General features: G+C 71.3%; 20 protein-coding genes. 9 read left to right on the top strand and 11 right to left on the bottom strand.

Going from position 1 to position 19,206, the window contains the following annotated elements; all coding sequences use genetic code 11:
- A partial coding sequence (locus tag Afe05nite_RS39480) for an alpha-amylase family glycosyl hydrolase (RefSeq protein ID WP_239118555.1) occupies window positions 1-889 on the bottom strand: 889 nt, incomplete at its 3' end.
- Window positions 890-1,126: 237 nt separating this feature from the next.
- On the opposite strand from Afe05nite_RS39480, the gene Afe05nite_RS39475 reads away from it, so the two are divergent.
- Window positions 1,127-1,576 carry a nuclear transport factor 2 family protein gene (locus Afe05nite_RS39475; RefSeq protein ID WP_203822452.1) on the top strand — a complete coding sequence of 150 codons (450 nt, stop codon included), beginning with the start codon at window positions 1,127-1,129 and terminating at the stop codon, window positions 1,574-1,576.
- Window positions 1,577-1,610: 34 nt separating this feature from the next.
- Entirely contained in the window at window positions 1,611-2,018 is a 408-nt protein-coding gene (locus tag Afe05nite_RS39470) for a YkvA family protein (protein WP_203822451.1), read from the top strand.
- Here Afe05nite_RS39470 and Afe05nite_RS39465 read toward each other — a convergent pair.
- Window positions 2,012-2,674, bottom strand: coding sequence for a response regulator (locus Afe05nite_RS39465; RefSeq protein ID WP_203822450.1), 663 nt, complete (start codon window positions 2,672-2,674; stop codon window positions 2,012-2,014). The two genes, Afe05nite_RS39470 and Afe05nite_RS39465, sit on opposite strands and share 7 nt — an antisense overlap.
- On the bottom strand, window positions 2,671-3,615 hold the full coding sequence (locus Afe05nite_RS39460; protein ID WP_203822449.1) for a sensor histidine kinase: 945 nt from the start codon (window positions 3,613-3,615) through the stop codon (window positions 2,671-2,673). The genes Afe05nite_RS39465 and Afe05nite_RS39460 overlap by 4 nt, the downstream gene beginning before the upstream one ends.
- Window positions 3,616-3,736: 121 nt before the next feature.
- Here Afe05nite_RS39460 and Afe05nite_RS39455 point away from each other — a divergent pair, with 121 nt between their 5' ends.
- The 3 genes from Afe05nite_RS39455 to Afe05nite_RS39445 are packed head-to-tail and all read left to right on the top strand — an operon-like array spanning window position 3,737 to window position 5,888.
- Window positions 3,737-4,450, top strand: coding sequence for an ABC transporter ATP-binding protein (locus Afe05nite_RS39455; RefSeq protein ID WP_203822448.1), 714 nt, complete (start codon window positions 3,737-3,739; stop codon window positions 4,448-4,450).
- Window positions 4,444-5,238, top strand: a complete 795-nt coding sequence (locus Afe05nite_RS39450) for a hypothetical protein (protein WP_203822447.1) — start codon at window positions 4,444-4,446, stop codon at window positions 5,236-5,238. Before Afe05nite_RS39455 ends, Afe05nite_RS39450 begins: the two co-directional genes overlap by 7 nt.
- Window positions 5,235-5,888 carry a hypothetical protein gene (locus tag Afe05nite_RS39445; protein WP_203822446.1) on the top strand — a complete coding sequence of 218 codons (654 nt, stop codon included), beginning with the start codon at window positions 5,235-5,237 and terminating at the stop codon, window positions 5,886-5,888. The genes Afe05nite_RS39450 and Afe05nite_RS39445 overlap by 4 nt, the downstream gene beginning before the upstream one ends.
- On the opposite strand, the gene Afe05nite_RS39440 is transcribed toward Afe05nite_RS39445, so the two are convergent.
- On the bottom strand, window positions 5,871-6,869 hold the full coding sequence (locus Afe05nite_RS39440; protein WP_203822445.1) for a helix-turn-helix domain-containing protein: 999 nt from the start codon (window positions 6,867-6,869) through the stop codon (window positions 5,871-5,873). The two genes, Afe05nite_RS39445 and Afe05nite_RS39440, sit on opposite strands and share 18 nt — an antisense overlap.
- A gap of 103 nt (window positions 6,870-6,972) precedes the next feature.
- Here Afe05nite_RS39440 and Afe05nite_RS39435 point away from each other — a divergent pair, with 103 nt between their 5' ends.
- A complete protein-coding gene (locus Afe05nite_RS39435; RefSeq protein ID WP_203822444.1) occupies window positions 6,973-7,659 on the top strand; it encodes an SDR family NAD(P)-dependent oxidoreductase in 687 nt (228 codons plus the stop codon).
- Window positions 7,660-7,871: 212 nt separating this feature from the next.
- On the opposite strand, the gene Afe05nite_RS39430 is transcribed toward Afe05nite_RS39435, so the two are convergent.
- The gene (locus Afe05nite_RS39430; RefSeq protein WP_203822443.1) at window positions 7,872-8,765 is read right to left on the bottom strand and encodes an SDR family NAD(P)-dependent oxidoreductase; all 894 of its coding nucleotides are present in this window, start codon (window positions 8,763-8,765) and stop codon (window positions 7,872-7,874) included.
- Window positions 8,766-8,865: 100 nt separating this feature from the next.
- Between Afe05nite_RS39430 and Afe05nite_RS39425 the strand changes: the two genes are divergently transcribed.
- The 3 genes from Afe05nite_RS39425 to Afe05nite_RS39415 all read left to right on the top strand — a co-directional run bounded on the left by Afe05nite_RS39425 (window position 8,866) and on the right by Afe05nite_RS39415 (window position 12,838).
- A complete protein-coding gene (locus tag Afe05nite_RS39425) occupies window positions 8,866-9,528 on the top strand; it encodes a TetR/AcrR family transcriptional regulator (RefSeq protein WP_203822442.1) in 663 nt (220 codons plus the stop codon).
- Between the two features lie 188 nt (window positions 9,529-9,716).
- A complete protein-coding gene (locus Afe05nite_RS39420) occupies window positions 9,717-12,149 on the top strand; it encodes a glycoside hydrolase family 94 protein (RefSeq protein WP_203822441.1) in 2,433 nt (810 codons plus the stop codon).
- Between the two features lie 32 nt (window positions 12,150-12,181).
- Window positions 12,182-12,838 carry a hypothetical protein gene (locus Afe05nite_RS39415; protein ID WP_203822440.1) on the top strand — a complete coding sequence of 219 codons (657 nt, stop codon included), beginning with the start codon at window positions 12,182-12,184 and terminating at the stop codon, window positions 12,836-12,838.
- Here the strand turns inward: Afe05nite_RS39415 and Afe05nite_RS39410 are convergent.
- The 6 genes from Afe05nite_RS39410 to Afe05nite_RS39385 all read right to left on the bottom strand — a co-directional run bounded on the left by Afe05nite_RS39410 (window position 12,825) and on the right by Afe05nite_RS39385 (window position 19,176).
- Complete coding sequence (locus tag Afe05nite_RS39410; protein ID WP_203822439.1) at window positions 12,825-14,441, bottom strand: GGDEF domain-containing protein; 1,617 nt, start codon at window positions 14,439-14,441, stop codon at window positions 12,825-12,827. The two genes, Afe05nite_RS39415 and Afe05nite_RS39410, sit on opposite strands and share 14 nt — an antisense overlap.
- A 109-nt stretch (window positions 14,442-14,550) precedes the next feature.
- On the bottom strand, window positions 14,551-15,804 hold the full coding sequence (locus Afe05nite_RS39405; protein ID WP_203822438.1) for a hypothetical protein: 1,254 nt from the start codon (window positions 15,802-15,804) through the stop codon (window positions 14,551-14,553).
- Window positions 15,801-16,052, bottom strand: a complete 252-nt coding sequence (locus Afe05nite_RS39400; protein ID WP_203822437.1) for a hypothetical protein — start codon at window positions 16,050-16,052, stop codon at window positions 15,801-15,803. Before Afe05nite_RS39400 ends, Afe05nite_RS39405 begins: the two co-directional genes overlap by 4 nt.
- 8 nt (window positions 16,053-16,060) lie before the next feature.
- Window positions 16,061-16,612 (bottom strand): hypothetical protein, encoded by a 552-nt coding sequence (locus Afe05nite_RS39395; protein WP_203822436.1) that lies wholly within the window; start codon window positions 16,610-16,612, stop codon window positions 16,061-16,063.
- Window positions 16,609-16,845 carry a YbaB/EbfC family nucleoid-associated protein gene (locus tag Afe05nite_RS39390; protein ID WP_203822435.1) on the bottom strand — a complete coding sequence of 79 codons (237 nt, stop codon included), beginning with the start codon at window positions 16,843-16,845 and terminating at the stop codon, window positions 16,609-16,611. Before Afe05nite_RS39390 ends, Afe05nite_RS39395 begins: the two co-directional genes overlap by 4 nt.
- Window positions 16,846-16,896: 51 nt before the next feature.
- On the bottom strand, window positions 16,897-19,176 hold the full coding sequence (locus Afe05nite_RS39385; RefSeq protein ID WP_239118554.1) for a putative bifunctional diguanylate cyclase/phosphodiesterase: 2,280 nt from the start codon (window positions 19,174-19,176) through the stop codon (window positions 16,897-16,899).
- Between the last annotated feature and the right edge of the window lie 30 nt (window positions 19,177-19,206).

Here is a 19,206-nt window from a genome sequence, read left to right as displayed (position 1 = left end):
CCACCAACCGGTAATAAGCGGAATTGTCGATGCCCCGGAACGACAGGGTCGGGCCCAGGTGATTGCCCTCGGCGGTGTGGTTGTAGACCACATCCAGGATCACCTCGATGCCGGCCCGGTGCAGCGCCTTGACCATCGACTTGAACTCCTGCACCTGCCCACCGTCACCGCCGAACGACGAATACTCGTTGTGCGGGGCGAAGAAACCGATCGTGTTGTAGCCCCAGTAGTTCGTCAAGCCCTTCTCGATCAGGCCACCGTCGTTGACGTACTGGTGGACCGGCATCAGCTCGACGGCGGTGACACCCAGCTCCCGGAAGTACTTGATCATCGCCGGGTGAGCGAGCCCGGAATAGGTACCGCGCACGTCGTCGGGGATTCCCGGGTGCCGCATCGTCATGCCCTTGACATGCGCCTCGTAGATCACCGTCTGATGGAACGGGATGCGCAGCGGCCGGTCGTTGGCCCAGTCGAAGAAGGCGTTGATGACTACCGACTTCGGGGCGTACGGGGCGGAATCGCCCTCGTTGTAACTGTCCGGGTCGTCGAACCGGTACGAGAACAGCGACTCGTCCCACTCGACCGGACCGTCGATCGCCTTCGCGTACGGGTCGAGGAGCAGCTTGTTCGGGTTGCACCGCAGGCCACGGGCGGGGTCGTAGGGGCCGTGTACCCGGAAGCCGTACCGCTGGCCCGGCACCACCCGCGGCAGGTAGCCGTGCCACACGAACGCCTCCCGCTCGGGAAGGTCGATCCGGGTCTCCTGCCCAGCCTCGTCGAAGAGGCAGAGCTCGACACGCTCCGCTACCTCGGAGAACAGCGTGAAATTGGTGCCACCGCCGTCATAGGTGGCGCCGAGCGGGTAGGAGTGGCCTGGCCAGATCTTCATGCCCCGCTGGCTACCCCGAAATCGCCAGTTCAGACGTGAGTGATCGGTCTCATAATCAGTTGTGTTCGCGGACGGCATTCGGCCATTTCGGCGTCCGAGTCTTTGGTATAAACGTGAACCGGCAGTTACGCACTGTACTCGACAACGGTGGGCTGTGCCGGCGCGCGGCGGGCTGAAATGCAACCGGGGCCGACTAGATTGGCGGGACCTGTCGATCTCCGCCCGTGGAGGCCCCTCGTGCGACCGCCCCTTCCACCTTTCACCCGTGCGACCGCGACCGCCAAGGTGCAGGCCGCCGAGGACGCGTGGAACACCCGCGATCCGCAGCGGGTCGCGCTCGCCTATACCGAGGACTCGGTTTGGCGCAATCGCGACGTCTTCGTCACCGGCCGGGCCGCGATCGAGGCGTTCCTGGCCGCCAAGTGGGCACGAGAGTTCGACTACGCCCTGCGCAAGTCCCTGTGGGCGTTCGACGACGACCACATCGCGGTCCGCTTCCAGTACGAGTGCCGCGACGCCGCCGGCCAGTGGTGGCGCAGTTACGGCAACGAGTTGTGGGAGTTCGACTCCGCGGGACTGATGCGCCGCCGCGAGGCGAGCATCAACGACGTACGCATCGACGAGTCCGACAGCCGTATCCTCGGCCCCCGCCCGGCCGGCGACCGCACCGACATTCCCCTGCACTGACCACGAGTTTCCGCGAAGTGCGAGGATCAGCGGCATGACCTGGTGGTGGCAGACGCTGATCAGTTTCGGGGTGGCGATCCTGCTGATCTGGCTGGCACTGCTGTTCGCTCTGCTGGTCGCCAAGCCGGACCGGGCCCAGCTCAAGGAAGCCTTGCGCCTGCTGCCCGACCTGCTTCGGCTGCTACGCCGGCTCGCCGCCGACAGATCACTGCCCCGCGGCGTACGAGTCCGTCTCGCCCTCCTGCTCACCTACCTCGCCCTCCCGATCGATCTGATCCCCGACTTCATTCCCGTCCTCGGATACGCCGACGACGCGATCATCGTCACCGCCGTCCTGCGCTCCACCGTGCGCCGCGCCGGCCTCGACGCCGTCCGCCGGCACTGGCCCGGCACCGACGACGGCTTCGCCGCCCTGAGCCGCCTCACCGGCCTCGGTCAGTGATCTCCCGTCGGCACCACCAGCCCGTTCTCGTAGGCGGCGATGACGAGCTGGGCCCGGTCGCGGGCGTGCAGTTTGGCCAGCAGGTTGCCGATGTGGGTCTTGACGGTCCGCACCGAGATGACCAGACGCTGGGCGATCTCCTCGTTGGACAGCCCTCGCCCCACCAGCGTGAGCACCTCGGTCTCCCGATCGGTGAGGCCATCGGGCACATCGGAAAGCGCAGCCGCTGGACTGTTCACGTAGTGCTCGACCAGCCGAGTCAGAATCACCGGGGCGAACAGCGACTCGCCGGCGTGCGTCCGACGGATCGCCTCGAGCAGCCGTTCCGGCCGGGCATCCTTGAGCAGAAAGCCGGAGGCCCCGGCCCGCAGCGCGCCGTAGACATATTCGTCGAGCTCGAACATGCTCAGCACCAGCACCCGGCAGTCGGCGAGCTCCGGGTCCGCGGTGATCGTGCGGGTCGCCTGGATGCCGTCACCACCCGGCATGCGGATGTCCATCAAGATCAGATCGGGCTTCTCCGCGCGCGCCAGTTCCACCGCCTCGTCCCCGCCGCACGCCTCCCCGACGGCCGTCATGTCCTCCGCTCCGTTGAGGAGACTCGTCAGGCTGTGCCGCATGAGGTGCATGTCGTCGGCCACCAGCACCCGGATCATCCGGTGCCCCGATCCGGGATGTGCGCGGTCAGCAGCCACCCGCCGCGGTCCTCCCCGCCGCCCGCGCCGCGCACGCTGCCGGGGTGCCGGTTGCCGGCGTGCCGGTTGCCGCCGTGTCGGTTGCCGGCATCGCTGCCCGCGGGCTCAGCGGTGAGCGTGCCACCGAGGGTGTTCAGGCGCTCGCGCAGCCCACGCAGGCCCTGACCGGCGCCGGGCCGCGGTTGCCAGCCGGGGCCGGGCCCGTCGTCCTGGACGTGCACGACCACCGCCTCCCGGTCACGGCGAAGCTCGACGCGCGCCCCCACGGGTCCGGCGTGCCGCAGCGTGTTGTTCAGCGCCTCCCGGACAACGGCGCAGACCGTGAGCTGCACACCGGGCGACACCGCACCCAACTCGCCGACGCCGAGGGTGGTGGTCATCCCGGCCTCGTTCGCCGCCTTGACGATCGCCGGAAGATCACCGAGAGTGTCGCCGGGCCGCAGCGGCGCCGGCCCGGACGTGCGCAGGACGGCGAGCATGCGCCGCAGCTCGGTGGTGGCCTCCCGGCTGATCCGCTCGATGTCGGCGAGCGCGTCGTCCCGCTCGGCCTCGCCACCCGGGCCGGTCACGGTGCGAGCGACACTCGCACGGACGGTGATGAGGCCGAGACCGTGCGAGGCGAGGTCGTGCAGTTCACGGGCGATCCGGAGCCGCTCGCCCTGCGCCGCCCGTTCCGCCGCCCAGGTGGCCAGCTCCTCCTCATAATGGTGGCGCTGCGCGCTGGTGCGGAGCAGAGCCCAGCCGATCACCGCGGCCGTGAACCCGGCGACGGCCACGAGCGTCGCCCACGCCGAGGCCGGGTTGGCGAAGCCGGCGGTGGTGAGCACCAGCGCCAGGAGCACGAGCACGGCGACAGCAGCGATCCACACTCGTGAACGCCAGGCGGGCCGGTCGGTTTCCATGCCGCGAGTCTAGGTTCGTGGGCCGTGGCCGGGATCCGTCCTGAGTACGAGGGACCAGGGTCCGAGGAAGTTCGGGCCACGGTCCGATGCCCCCACCGTCGCCACCTGATGGCATTGGCCCATGCTTTCGATCAGCGGCCTCAGCAAGCGACACGGTTCCCGCACCGTGCTGTCCGACGTGACGTTCCATGCGCTGCCCGGCCGCGTGACCGGCTTCCTCGGTCCCAACGGGGCGGGAAAGTCCTCGACGCTGCGCATCCTGCTCGGGCTGGACCGCGCCACCGCAGGCACGGCGCTCATCGACGGCCGGCCCTATCGAGAGCTGCCCGATCCGTTGCGTACGGTCGGGTCCATGCTCGACGGCTCGGGCGCCCACCGGTCCCGCACCGCCCGCAACCACCTGGCCTGGGTCGCCCGTGCCGGCGGCCTACCGAAGCGGCGGGTGACCGAGGTGCTCGACCAGGTGGGTCTCGCCGGCAGCGGGCGCACCCGGGTCGGCCGATTCTCCCTCGGCATGGGGCAGCGCCTCGGGCTCGCCGCCGCGCTGCTGGGCAACCCGGCGGCGCTGGTGCTCGACGAGCCGGTGAACGGCCTCGACCCCGAGGGCATCCGGTGGATACGCGGCCTGCTCCGCGCCCACGCCGATGCGGGCGGCACCGTCCTGCTGTCCAGTCACCTGATGAGCGAGGTCGCGGAGATCGCCGACGATCTCGTGGTCATCGCCGGCGGGCGGATCGCGGCGGCTGGCCCGCTCGACCAGGTGATCGCCGGTCACGCCACGCTGGAGGAGGCCTTCTTCGCCCTCACCGCCGACCGGTCGGAGCAGCGGTGCTGACCTTTCCCCGCACTCTCGTCGCCGAGCTGCGCAAGACCGCCACCCTTCCGGGGAGCCTCGCCGCTCTCGCGGTCGCCTCGGTCGGCCCGCTCGGCATCAGCCTGCTCAACTCGATGGGGGTCCGCAACGCGCTGCGATCCGGGCAGCCGGACCTGGTCGCCTACACGTCCGCGGCCGACGCGGTCTTCTCCGCGGCCCCGCTCGGCACGGTCGGGGCGGTCGTTCTCGGCGTCATCGCGGTCAGCAGCGAATACACCGCGAACACTCCCGACGCCGGGGGCGGCCGGCAGATCACGGCGACGTTGACGGCAACGCCGAGCCGGCTCGCCGTCGTGGCGGCGAAGGCCACGGTCGTCGCGCTGCTCGTGCTCGCCACCGCCGCGGTCACCATCCCGGTCTGCCTGGGGGCGGCGAATCTCGTCCTCGGCGGTCTCGGCACACCCGCCGACGTGGGCGACACGGTTGCCCGGGGCGTGGGTGCGGCCGTCTACTGGACCCTGACGGCGCTCATGGTCCTGGCGATCACGGTCCTGACCCGCAACGGGATCGGCCCGCTGATCGCCGGCATCGTGAACAGTTCCCTCGTGTCGGTGTCGGTCCTGCTGTCACACGTCACGCCGCTGGCCTACTACCTACCCGACCTCGCCGGCATGCGGCTGTTCGCCGACGACTCGATCGCCACGTTCGACGGGGCGCTCGACCCGATTCCCGGCGGACTGGTCATGGCTACCTGGGCGCTGGGCCTGCTCGCGATCTCCTCCGTCGTCTTCACCCGGCGCGACGCATGACCGCGCGGCGCCACCGGCTCAGGCGTGCTACCACCGCCGAGCTCATCAAGCTCCGTGGCCTGCCCGCCGCTCTCGCCGCCATGCTCGCGACCGTCGTGGCCGGGGCGCTGTTCGCGGCGGCCGACCCCGCCGGGCCGGCTCAAGCGGTCCCGTTCCTTCAGATCGGGCCGATCGTGCTCGGCGTTCTGGTGGTGGCCGCCGAATACTCCGGACGCCAGATCGCCACCACACTGATCGCCATGCCCCGTCGGCTGGTGCTCCTGGCGGGCAAGGCCGGCGCCTACCTGATCGCGGCCACCGCCACCAGCGTCATCACCATCGGCGGGTGGCTCGTTCCGGGGCGGCCCGCCGGCCGGTGGACAGTGATCGGAGCGGCGGCCTATCTGGTGCTCATGGGTTTGCTCGCGCTCGGGCTGACCGTTCTCCTCCGGTCACTTGTCCTGCCGCTGGCCGGCCTGCTCACGCTCGTGCTTGTCGTTTCGCCGTTGCTGGCCGGCTACACCGAGCACGCCCGCTGGCTGCCCGACCAGGCAGGGCGCGCGCTGTCCCAGCCGCATGGCGACTTCACGACGGGCGCCGCAATCCTGCTCGCGTGGACGGCGTCGGTGGCCGCGGCCGGCACCGTCGCCTTCCTATCCCGCGACGCTTGACCCAGGCCCGGCCTCAGCCCCAGGCCCGGCGCCGGAACCCGGCAGAACGGCCCTCGACGAGCCGAAACCCGGCGCCGAGGCCGACGACGGCGTGCCGGCCCTCGGCGAGGGGGCGGAAGGTGAGGCGGCGGAGGGCAGGGCGGCGGAGGGCAGGGCGGCGGAGGGCAGGGCGGCGGAGGCCAGCAGGGCCAGTTTGTCGGCGTCGGTGGAGCCGGGGTCCGGGTGGTAGACGACCAGCATCAGGGTCTCGGATCCGCCGATGCTCAGGCGTTCGCGGTTGAGGGTCATCTCGCCGACCTGGGGGTGGTTGATGCGTAGTGGCGTTCCACGTTGGCCTCGCACCTCGTGGCGGGCCCAGAGCTGGCGGAATCGAGGGCTGGCCAGGGTCAGTTCGCCGGTGAGTTCGATGAAGCGTGGGTCGTCGGTGTCGGTGCCGACCGCCTGGCGCAGGTTTGCCACGAAGCACTCGGTGACGGACTGCCAATCCGGGTGCAGGGCCTGCTCGGTCGGGTCCAGGAACAGGTCGCGCATCTGGTTGCCGCCGACGGCGAGGCGGGGTGAAAGCGCCTTGGCCAGGCTGTTCGAGGCGAGGATGTCGAAGTAGCGGTCCTCGATGAAAGCCGGCTGGACGAGCGAGTCGAGCAGTTTGAGCGCGCCGGGCGGCGGGGTCTCGCGGCGTGCACGGCGGCGGCGTTTGCGGGACGGGGCGGCGACCAGGGTCAGCAGGTGGGCCATGTGGTCGTCGTCGAGCTGCAGCACCCGGGCGATCGACTCGAGCACCTGCACGGACGGGTTGCGGTCCCGGCCCCGTTCGAGACGCAGGTAGTAGTCGGCGCTGATGCCGGCAAGCATCGCGACCTCCTCACGGCGCAAGCCGGGCACACGCCGTACGCCGACCCCGGGGATACCCGCCTGCTCCGGGGTGACCAATTCGCGCCGCGCCCGAAGATAGGCGCCGAGGGCGTTCGTCGTCTCGCTCACCCGACCAGCCTAGGCCGGAGCCGGGCGAGCAGCGGGGGTCCTGCGAGACCCCCGGCTGAACGGGGCTCTGGCTGGCGGAAGGGGCCGTACCTAGCGTGGCCGCATGACCGTCACATTGATCACCGGGGCCAACAAGGGCATCGGATTCGAGACCGCGAAACAGCTTCTGGCACTGGGCCACGTCGTCTACGTCGGCGCCCGGGACGCCGAGCGGGGCGAGAAGGCCGCGGCGGCGCTCGGCGCCCGGTTCGTGCAACTGGACGTGACCGAGGACGACTCGGTGCGCGACGCACTGGCGACCATCGGCTCGGCGGAAGGGCGGCTCGACGTGCTCGTGCACAACGCCGGCATCCTCGCGGCCGGCGACGTCGACGGGCCGGCGGCGCTGCGGGCGTTCGACACCAACGCGGTCAGCATCGTACGAGTCACCGAAGCCGCCCTGCCCCTGCTGCGCCGGTCGCCGAACGCCACCGTCGTCACGGTGTCCAGCAGCATGGGCTCGTTCTGGGCGGTCACCAACCCGCACCGGCCGGAGTTCGGCTTCCCGCTCCCCCTGTACGCGGCGTCGAAGGCGGCGGCCACCATGCTCACCGTCCAGTACGCCAAGTCGGAGCCGGGCATCAAGTTCAACGCCGTCGAGCCCGGCGCCACCGCCACCGACATGACAGCCGCGTTCGGCATCGGACGGTCACCGGAGGAGAGCGCCCGGGTCGTCGTGCGGCTGGCGACCCTCGGCGCCGATGGACCGACCGGCACGTTCCAGGACGAAACGGGGCCGCTGAACTGGTAGCCAGGGTCGGACATGCCTGAGTTGGAGCGGCTGCCCGCCGATCAAGCGGCGGCGGTTCCGGGGTTCGAGGTGGCGAACCGGACCTACTTCGCGGCCTCGTCCAGGCCGGACCGGCTCAGGTCGGCGGCACGGACGGCACCTGGTGTCAGGTGGAGCCGTCGCCCCACTCCCCCTCGGCGGAGCGAAGCCGAGAGGGCGATCGGCGGGACGACTCAGACCGGGAAGGTCACGCCGGTGAGGTCCGTCGAGACCGACCAGAGGCGCTGCTGGACGGCCACGTCGTGGGACTCGGGGCTCGAAGTGACCAGCCGGGGATGGCCGCGAACCTCGCCCAGGCCGTCGGGACCGTAGTACTGAGCGCCGAGCGCGGCCGGGTCGGTCGCGGCTCGCAGGGTCGGCAGGGCACCCATCGCCGGCTTCTGCGTGATCAGCGGGCCCAGCCAGGTCAGCGGCAGGCGCACGAGGGCCGGCGAGTTCCGGGCCAGTTCGGTGTTGGAGACGCCGGGGTGGGCGGCCAGCGCGACGGTCGGGGCACCGTGGGCGGCCAGGCGTCGCTGCAGCTCGTACGTGAACATGAGGTTGGCGAGTTTGGCCTGTCCGTAGGCCCCGGTCCGGCTGTAGGACCGCGCCCACTGCAGGTCGTCGAAGTGGATCGCGGCCCGGATGCGGTGGCCGACGCTGCTGACCGTCACGATCCGCGAACCGGGCACCGGCAGGAGACGGTCGAGCAGCAGCCCGGTGAGCGCGAAGTGGCCGAGGTGGTTGGTGCCGAACTGCATCTCGAAGCCGTCGCGGGTGGTCTGCTTCGGGGTGTACATCACGCCGGCGTTGTTGATCAGCAGGTCGATGCGCTCATGGGCGGCGCGCAGGTCGGCGGCCGCGCCGCGGACCGACTCGAGCGAGGTCAGGTCGAGCTCCTGGACGAGCACGTCGCCGGTCATCCGGGCGGCCGCCTGTTTGCCCTTCTCGACGTTGCGCACGGCCAGCACCACGGTCGCGCCGCGGGCGGCCAGTGCCCGCGCGGTCTCGAAGCCCAGGCCGGTGTTGGCTCCGGTCACGATGGCCAGCCGGCCGCGCTGGTCCGGGATGTTCTGTTCGGTCCACATGACGTCTCCTAAAGTACCGCCGGTCTTTTACGAGAGCAACGTTAAGAGACCGACGGTCTGATGTCAAGAGACCGGCGGTCTTTAAGCTAGGATCACCGGCATGACGTTCAAGCGGGCCCGCAACGACGAGCAGCGCGAGGCGCGCCGGCAGGCGATCCTCGACACGGCGGCGGCCATGCTCGGCGAGATGCCGGTGGCCGAGCTGAGCCTCAACGAGCTGAGCCGCCGGGTCGGTCTGGCCAAGTCCAACGTGCTGCGTTATTTCGAGTCCCGCGAGGCGGTGCTGCTCGAACTGCTCGACTACTTCCTGCAGACCTGGGTGGCCGAGCTGCCCGCCGAGCTGGCCGCCGGCATCGACGCGACCCTGCCCGCCGAGGCGCGCTCGGAGCAGCTCGCCGACGTGCTCAGCCGGTCGCTGGCGGGCCGGGTGGCGCTCTGCGACCTGTTCGGCGCGCAGGGCGGCGTGCTGGAGCACAACGTCTCGATCGACGTCGTCCTGCGGCACAAGCGCGCTTCGCTCGACGCCCTGCGAACGATGGTCGGCCTGATCAAGCACCATCTGCCCGAAGTGGGCGACGGCGCCCAGACGGTGTGCCTGCAGACCATGCTCATGGCCGGCACGCTGTCGGCCTACTGCCCGCCGCCGGCCGGCGTGCTCGCCGCCTACGAGACCGAGCCGGCGCTGTTCACGCTCCAGCTCGACCTGCGCGTCTCGCTGCGACTGGCGATCATCACCGGAATCCTCGGAGCCCTGCCGCGCTGACCCGGGAGCCCCGTCCAGGGCCACGCCGAGCACCAAAAGCTCCACCCGGGAAGACGCAGAAGGCCACGCCGAACACCAAAAAGCGCCACCCGAGAAGACGCAGAGGGTCGCGCAGTGAACAGGGTCACACATAGCATGACAACCAGAGCTTCTCATGGGAGCGCTCCCACACCTCAAGGGAGAACCTGGTGCGCTACGGACACTTCGACGACGAGCGGCGTGAGTACGTCATCGACCGCCCCGACACGCCCCTGCCCTGGATCAACTATCTGGGCACGGAGGCGTACTTCGGCATCGTCACCAACACCGCCGGCGGCTACTCGTTCTACCGCGACGCCAAGCTGCGGCGCCTGACCCGGTACCGCTACAACAACGCACCGTTCGACGTCGGCGGCCGCTACCTGTACGTGCGGGACGACGCCACCGGCGACTTCTGGTCGCCGTCGTGGCAGCCGACCCAGTCCGAACTGGACGACTACGAGTGCCGGCACGGCCTGTCCTACACCCGGATCGCGGCGCGGCGCGGCGGGATCCGGGCCGAGACGCTGTACTACGTGCCGCTCGGCGAGACCCTCGAGGTGTGGCGGGTGAACGTCACCAACGAACGCGACACCGCGGCCGAGCTGTCGCTGTTCTCGTCAGTCGAGTTCTGCCTGTGGGACGCGCAGGACGACGCCACCAACTTCCAGCGCAACTTCTCCACCGGCCAGGTCGAGGTGGACGGCGGGACGATCTATCACAAGACCGAATATCGCGAGCGGCGCGACCACTTCGCGTACTTCGCCTGCTCGGAGCCGCTCGCCGGATTCGACACCCAGCGGGAGGCGTTCCTCGGCCCCTACCGCGGTTATGACCAGCCCCGGGTCGTCGAGCAGGGCGCGGCCACCGACTCGATCGCGCACGGCTGGGCGCCGATCGGCAGCCACCACGTGCGGCTGGCGCTGCAGCCGGGCGAGAGCCGCGAGGTGGTCTTCGTGCTCGGCTACGCCGAGAACCCGAGGGACGACAAATTCGACCCGCCCGGGTCACAGACGATAAACAAGCGGAACGTACGGCCGGTCATCGAGCGCTGGCTGCGCCCGGAGACGGTCGCGGACGGGCTGGCGGCGCTCGGCGACTACTGGGACCGGCTGCTCGGCGGCCTGCACGTGACGACCCCCGACCCGGACACCGACCGGATGGTCAACATCTGGAACGCGTACCAGTGCATGGTGACCTTCAATCTCAGCCGGTCGGCGTCGTTCTACGAGTCGGGGATCGGCCGGGGCATGGGTTTCCGCGACTCCAACCAGGACCTGCTGGGCTTCGTCCACATGATCCCGGAGCGGGCCCGGGAGCGGATCCTCGACATCGCGGCCACCCAGATGGCGACCGGTGGGGCCTACCACCAGTACCAGCCGCTGACCAAGCGCGGGAACAACGACATCGGTGAGGGCTTCAACGACGACCCGCTGTGGCTGGTGCTCGGTGTCTCCGCGTACGTCAAGGAGACCGGCGACGAGTCGATCCTGGACGTGCCGGTGCCGTTCGACAACGAGCCCGGCAGCGAACAACCGCTGTACGAGCACCTGCGCCGGTCCGTCCGCTACACCCAGGAACGGCTCGGGCCGCACGGCCTGCCGCTGATCGGGCGGGCCGACTGGAACGACTGCCTCAACCTCAACTGCTTCTCCGACACTCCCGGTGAGCCGTTCCAGACCACCGAGAACGTCAGCGGCGGCACCGCCGAGTCGGTGTTCATCGCGGGGCAGTTCGTGCTGGCCGCCAAGGAGCTGGCGGCCATCGCCGACCTGCGCGGGCTGGGCGAGGAGGCGGGCGAGTACCGCGCCGCCGCGGAGAAGATGACGGGGGTGATCGTCGAGCACGGCTGGGACGGCGAGTGGTTCCGCCGGGCCTACGACTTCCACGGCAACCCGATCGGCTCCGGCGAGAACGACGAGGGACAGATCTTCATCGAGCCGCAGGGCATGTGCGTGCTCGGTGGCGTCGGCCTCGACGACGGCCTGGCCACCCGGGCGTTGCGCAGCGTGGCCGAACGGCTGGCCACCCCGCACGGCATCGTGCTGCAGCAGCCGGCCTACTCCAGTTACCGGATCGAGCTGGGCGAGATCTCCTCCTACCCGCCGGGCTACAAGGAGAACGCCGGCATCTTCTGCCACACCAACCCGTGGATCATGATCGCCGAGGCGATGGTGGGCAACGGCGACCGCGCGTTCGACTACTACCGGCGGATCAACCCGTCCGCCCGCGAGGAGCTCAGCGAGCTGCACCGCTGTGAGCCGTACGTCTATGCCCAGATGATCGCCGGCAAGGACGCCCCGACCCACGGCGAGGCCAAGAACTCGTGGCTGACCGGCACCGCGGCGTGGAACTTCGTCGCGATCACCCAGTGGATCCTCGGCATCCGCCCGGAGCTGACCGGGCTGCGGATCGAGCCGGTGCTGCCGGCCGACTGGCCCGGTTTCCAGGCCACCCGGGCGTTCCGGGGCGCCACCTACGAGATCACGGTCCGCCGCGGGGCCGAGGCCGGCCTGGTCGTGGACGGCGAACGGCTCGACGGCACGGTGGTGCCGGCCGCCGAACCCGGCACGGTGCTGCGGGTGGAGGTCACGGTCGGTTGAACCGGCCGGGCCCGGCGCCCGTAGCTCTGAGCATGCGCCGAGTTCCGTGGATGATCTGCTGCGCGGTGGTGTTGTCGCTGACGGCTTGTGCGCCGGCGACCACCACCGTCGCCGCCAAGCGACCGGCCGGGGCCGGCCCGGCCGAGGCCACCTCCGAGCCGGTCGCCCGGCGCGACGGCGCCGATCCGGTGTGCACGAAGGCGACCAAGGTGAAGATCGGCGCGGACGCGTTCAGCCCGGCGAAGGTGACGATCCAGCGCGGCGGTTTCCTCGCCCTGGTCAACACCACAGGCGTGGCGCAACCGCTGGAGTCGGCCCCCGACGCCGGGCTCGGCACGAGCGTCGTCGACCGCCAGGAACGCCAGGTCGTCCAGTTCCCGAAGGCCGGGACCTTCCGGGTGACGAGCGCCGGCGCGACGCTGCGGGTAACGGTGGCCGGGGAGAGCGGCTGCGGGGCGCCGAAGCCACGGCTGACCATCGGGCGCACGACCGAGCTCACGGTCGCGGCCACCGAGAACTTCGCGGTGATCAACGAGACCGGCACGACTCAGAAGGTGACCTGCACCCCCGATCCGGGCAGCAACCGGGACAACACCCGGCTGGCGGACGGCGAGACCCAGCTGCTGGCGATCGACGAACCGGGCCGCTACAAGTGCGCCAGGGCCACCGTCACCGTCACGGGCGACTGACCACCCGGTTCCGGCCGGCCCGCTTCGCGTCGTAGAGGCACTCGTCGGCCTGGCCCAGCGCGTACGGAAGCAGATCGATGCCTTTGACCTCGGCGACGCCGAGGCTGATGGTCACGCTCAGGCCGGGCTCGATCTGCTCCCACGGGTACGCGGCGACGGTCGCCCGCAGCAGCTCGCAGCGCGCCTGCGCGTCCTGCAGGCCGGCCCCGCTGAACGCGATCAGGAACTCCTCGCCGCCGAACCGGGCCACCAGATCGGTGTCGCGCACGTGGTCGAGCAGGATCGCGGCGAGCCGGCGCAGCACCTCGTCGCCGATGAAGTGGCCGTACTGGTCGTTGACCCGCTTGAACAGGTCGACGTCGGCCAGCGCCACGCTCACCGCGGCGCCGTCGGCGGCGAGCTTCGGCAGCCGTTCGTCGGCGGACCGCCGGTTGGGCAGGCCGGTGAGCGCGTCCTCGGTGGCCGCCCGCTCCCACTCGGCGCTGCGGGTCCGATGCAGTTCGGTCTCCAGCCGGGCGTTCGCCGCCTCCAGCCGGGCGTTGTCGAGCTCGAAGTAGTGCGCGGCCATCCGTGCCCGCGCCGCGGCGACCTGACTGTGCAGCTCCCGCTCCAGGTCATGGAACGCCCGGTGGTGGCGCAGAGCCAGGGCAAGATCACCGGCCATCTCGTACGCGTCGGAGAGCTCCCGCAGAATCTCCATCGCCATCGGCCGCTCCCCCGCATCGCGCGCCCGGTCCAGGGCCAGGAGCAGGCCCTCGATCGCCTCGGCGTGCTCACCGCGCATCAGCCGGACCCGTGCCTGGTGTTGCAGGGCCCCGGATTCGACGGAGCGGTAACCGGACCGCACCGCGATCTGCCGGGACTGCTCGATCAGCCGGGCCGCCGCGTCCAGATCGCCGTCGAGGGCCAGCAGCATCCCGAAGTTGTCGAGGCTGATCGACTCCCGGAACGGGTGTTCCGCCGCCCGGGCCAGTCGCAGCGCCTCGGCGACGTAGCCGAGCGCGTCGCTGAGCAGCCGGTCGGCCGCTTTCGTGTGGCCGAGGCCGCGCAGCCGGGCCACCTCGTACACCGCGTTGTCGCCGACGTTGTTGAGGATGCAGAACCGGGCCTCGTCGTCCATCCCGTCGACCATGTCGAGCGCCCGCATCAGATACTCGGTGCTCAGCTCCCGGTTGCCCAGGCTGCCGTGCACCACGCCGGTGCGGTTGTGCACCCAGTAGAGCAGCGTGCGGTTGCCCAGCCGCTGCGCGATGTCACGGGCCCGGGCCAGCACGTCGAGGGCTTCCTCGTGCATGCCGAGGTCGCTGAGCGGCATGGCCTCCAGCGTCAGCACCTCACAGATCCCGGCCTCGTCGCCGAGTGCCTCCAGGTGCGCCACCGCCTCCCGGCACAGGGTGATCGCCTGCTCCTGCTCCCCGACCCGCAGCATCGAGGCGGCCAGCGAGCGGAGTGCCTCCGCCTGGCCGGCGGCGTCCCCGGTGGCGGCGGCGAGGTCGGCGGCCTCCCGGGCGATCTCGCCGCCGCCCCGGTAGTCACCGGCGAGCCGCTTCTGCTCGGCGAGCGCGAGCAGACCGGCGACCGTCGGCATCGAAACAGTGGTCACACCGTTCCCCCTCCGCGAGCTGAGCGTTGCCTGCCCATCGGCCCGCCCACGCGGATCATGAGAACTCCCGGACGGCAACCGAACGCTTCCCGACGCCGGCCGGCCCCGGTCAGGGCTTCCAGGCGTGGCCGCGCCACTCGGTGGAGGGACTCGCCGGGGGCTGCCGGGCGTCGCGGGTCTCGTCGGTGAAACGCGGCGCGCCCTCGATCACCTTCCGGGAGACGTCCAGGTCGGCCTGGGCCTTCTGCACCGCCGCGGCCCAGCTCGTGTTCAGCGAGCTGAGCAGGCCGGTCACGGCGTTCGCGAGGCCCTTGAGCGGGTCCTCGACGGCGTGGCTGAGACTGTTGGCGGCGTCGAGGTAGGCCTTCAGCTGGGCCGAGATGATCAGCATGTGCTGGTAGCCGAGGTTGGCGAAGGCGAGCTGCAGCCCGTCGATGGTCTGGGCGGCCTTCTCGCCCTCCTCGCCGAGCCACTGCAGGTTCCCGGCGATCGCCTCGTAGTAGTCGCCGAGGCTGCCGGCGTAGATCGCGTAGGCCCCGGCGGCCGGCGACTTCCAGTACTGCTGAAGGTCCTTGACCTGGGCGGCCATGTTCGCTCTGAGGTCGCGGTAGGTGTTGGCGCCGAGCTTGAGCAGGTTGGCCCGGTTGGCGATGACGCCCGGCCACGCGCTGAGCGCGGCGGTGATCCGGTCGAGGCCCGACTCGGCCGGCAGCAGGCCCCACTGGCCGACGATCGACTCGGCACGGCCCAGGTCGTCGGCCCACCGGTGGATGAACTCGGCGAGTTTGCGCCGGCCCTCGGTGGTCAGCTCGGCGCGCATCCGGTGGCTCGGCGTCCGCGACAGGTCGGTGCCGGCCGGCCACATCTCCTGCTGGTTGATCTTCCCGTCCTGGAACAGCAGGTTGAGACGGTGGCCCTCGCCGGTGTCGTCCGGGATGGCCGGCGCATAGGGGCCGCCGCCGAAGCCCGACGACATGCTGAGCCGGCCGCCCGGGTGCGCGGTCGCGTCGGCGACGCGCTCCAGGGCGTCGACGAACGGCCTCAGCGGGCTGTCCCCGATGGCGGTGAAGTCGGCGGCGACCTTGACGTCGGTGCCGGTGTAGTCGGCCGCCACCTGGTAGAGCGTCTCGGCGATGTCGTCGAACCGTTCGCCCGCCGAGCGCGCCTCCCGGGCCCGGTCGGCGACGGCCTCGTGCCAGTTCTTCTTCCAGATCGCGGTCCAGTCCATCGTGCCCCAGGCGGCGTCGGGCACCGCGCCGACGTGGGTGACGTAGTGGCCGACGGCATCGCAGACCATCGCGTCGGCGTACCGTCCGGAGGCCTGCCGCACCAGCGCGGCCGCCTCGACGCTCAGCGTGGTCACCAGGCACCGCCCCAGCGCTGGAAGAGCCGGTCGGAGATCCGCGAATAGTCGGCCACGGCGGCGGTGAGCGCGCCGCGGATCTCGTCGGTCAGCTGCCGGTGGCTCAGCGAGCGGAAAGCACCGGGCTCGATCCGCACGCTGATCTCGCCGTGCCGGTCGCGGCCGACCTGGACCCACCCGTCGGGTGACCGGCCGCTTATCGGGCTGGCCTCCAGCTCGGTGCGGAACTGCTCGATCGGGCCGGTCATCGCTCTCCTCACAGCATCCCGGCGACGGCCGACGCGACGGCGCCGGCCGTCGCGAGGGTTTCGGTGCGCACCGTGTCGGGCGTGCCCCCGCCGACCCGGATCAGCAGCACGCTGATGCCGGTCCGGGCGGTGTAGCCGGTGACCTTGGCCTGGCCGGCGTCGTCGGCGGTGCGGGTGTAGCAGGACCGCCCGCCGGGCAGCGTGGGGTCGGCGGCGGCCTGGCCGGGGCACTGGTTGTCGGCGTCGAAGTCGGCGGCCCAGCCGGGCGTGGCCTTGCCGTCGAACGTGTCGACGGCCGGACGCGACAGGTGGATCACGGCCGACGTCAGGACCGGGCGTTCCGCCCCCGGCCGGGCCACGAACGAACACTCCGAACCGGCCGCGGCCACGGTGCCGGGTGGCGCCGGGCTGGGTGACGGCATGCCCTGGGCGGCGAGGGCCGAGGCGATCGCCTCGCAGCTGGGCAGGGCCTTGGCGAAAGGCAAGGGCGCCGGTTCGCCGGAACACCCCGACAACCCCGCGACGATCACCGCGCCGGCCGCGACCAGGCGCCGGATCATTGGCCCAGCGCCTCGTCGATGGCGGCCCGCTGCTGCTGCCGGAACGCCGCGAGGGTGACCCGCGCCGCCGCCGCGACCTGGCGGGCCAGTCCGGCCTCGTCGTGCCGGCCGGTCGCGTCGTCGGCCAGCTCGACGTCGACGCCGCCGCGGCCGCCCAGCGTGATCGTCACCGAGCGGTCAGGCGACCGCCCGACGGCACGCATCGAGTCGTACGTCTCCGCCAGCGAGCTCACGCGCACCCCCGCATCGAGCACCGGCCGGCGCTCCCCGGGGTCCGAGGATAGTCACTGGCGTCCATGCCCGAGGCCCGCCGACACCAGCAGCTCGGCCAGGGCGTCACCGGGCATCGGGCGGGCGATGTGGTAACCCTGGCCGTACCCGCAACCCATGTCGGCGAGGCAGCTCCGCTGCGCGGCGGTCTCGATGCCCTCGGCCACCACCTGCAGCTTGTACGCCTGAGCGAGACGCACCAGGGCCTCGGCCACGGCGTACGCGTCGGGGTCGGTGTCGATGCCGGCGACGAACGACCTGTCGATCTTCAGCACCGTGACCGGCAGCGACCGCAGGTAGCTCAGTGCCGCGTAACCGGTGCCGAAGTCGTCGACCGAGATGCCGATGCCCATCTCCCGCAGGGCGTTCAGGCGCGCGACGGTCTGCTCGGACGGCTGCAGGATGACGCTCTCGGTCAGCTCCAGCACCAGCCGGTCGGCCGGGAAACCGGTCTCCGCGAGGATGTCCCGGATCGTCTCGACAAGCGTGGGCTGCACGACCTGCCGGGCGGAGAGGTTGACGCTCAGCCGCAGCCGCTCCGCGTCCGGGTTGGCCGCCCGCCAGCCGGCGGCCTGCCGGCACGACTCCCGCAGGACCCATTCACCGATCGGGACGACCGCGCCGGTCTCCTCGGCGAAGTCGATGAAGGCGCCCGGCATCAGCAGCCCCCGGACCGGGTGGTTCCAGCGCACCAGCGCCTCGACCCCCAGGCCCGGCCCGCCGGACAGCGGCACCACCGGCTGGAAGTGCACGACCAGCTCGTCGTTGTCCACGGCGCGGCGCAGCTCGGCGTCCCGGGCGCGGGTGTCCAGCTCCGGCGAGTAGACCCGGAAGTGGCCGCGGCCCTGGCGCTTCACCGCGTACATGGCGGCGTCGGCGTGCGCGATCAGCTGCTCGGTGTCGGCGGTGGTCTCGTCGTGGAACGCCACGCCGATGCTCGCCTCCACGCTCAGCAGCAGCTCACCGAAGATCACCGGGGTGCGCAGGGCGTCGACCAGCCGCTGCGCGACGCCCTCGGCGGCGGCCCGGGTCGGCAGCCCCGGCAGCACCACGGCGAACTCGTCGCCGCCGAGCCGGCCCGCGGTGTCCCCGGAACGGATCACCTTGCGCAGCGCCACCGCGACGGCCTTGAGCACGGCGTCGCCGGCCTCGTGGCCGTGCGCGTCGTTGATCGGCTTGAACCGGTCGAGGTCGATCAGCAGGACCGCGCCGTGCCGGTCGTCGCGCACCGGCTGGCGGACCAGCTCGGCGAGGCGCTCGGTGATCAGGGCCCGGTTCGACAATCCGGTGAGCGGGTCGGTGACGGCGAGACGGCGGCTCTCCCGCTGCGCGTACATCTGTCGGATGATCACCAGGGCGGTGATCGCGATCGCTCCGATGATCATGCCGCCGAGCGGGAACAACGACTGCTCCCGGGCGGCGAAGGCGAGCAGGCCGGAGGCGAGGGCGACGGCCCCGTACGGCAGCCAGCCGAGCCGGCCGCGCCCGGGTCGCTCGGCCCGGGCGGGCCCGTCCTGGCCCAGCCGGCGGTGCACGGCGAGCAGCATGAGGAAGCTGCCGGCCGCCCACAGCAGATAGGGCCAGCTGCCGGGCCGGAAGGCGAAGCCGAACTGGACGTACGCGATGGCATAGGTGCTGTCCGCGACGACCTTGAGCGCCATCGCGCCGCCGAGCAGGCCCACCGCGGCACCCGCCGACGAGCGCCGCAGCAACAGCATGATCAGGGCCCAGACCAACAGCAGGTCGGCGACCGGCACCGCCGTCGAGAACGCGAGCACCAGCGGGTCGATCCCGGACGTCCGCAGCAGCGGGCCGATCTCCACGTACCAGAGCGCCATGCACGCCCCGCCCACCACGATCAGCGAGTCGATGAGCAGCTTGACGCGCTCGGCCCCGCTGCGCCGCGCGGCCGGCAGCAGGAGCAGGCCGGCGATCACGAACGGGATCGCCGCCAGGTAGAGACAGTCGGAGACGCTCGGGTAGGCCGGCAGCCCCGGCCGGAGCATCTGGACCAGGGCCACCACGTGCGCCGCGACCTGGCAGAGGAACGCCACCTCGAGGAGCGTCCAGGCCCGGCGCTCACGCCGGTCCAGCCCGCCCTCGCGGATCAGCCGCAGGCCCAGCACCGCGGTCAGCAGGACGACCGGGAGGTACGCGAGGTCGTTGACGGCTCGGGCCTGGGCGTCACTCCCCCAGCCGGTGCCGTACTGGACGAGAATGACGCCCAGCACGGCACCCGACCCCCACACCGATGCCGTCCGGAGCCGGGACGGACGGGCACGCAGCTCAGCCATGCCCACCCGATCGGTCCCTAGCCGCCCGCC

This window comes from Paractinoplanes ferrugineus, from assembly GCF_016862195.1.
Classification (GTDB): Bacteria; Actinomycetota; Actinomycetes; order Mycobacteriales; family Micromonosporaceae; genus Actinoplanes; species Actinoplanes ferrugineus.
The sequence above is the reverse complement of the archived record's forward strand: the minus strand, read 5'-3'. Positions and strand labels throughout refer to the sequence as shown.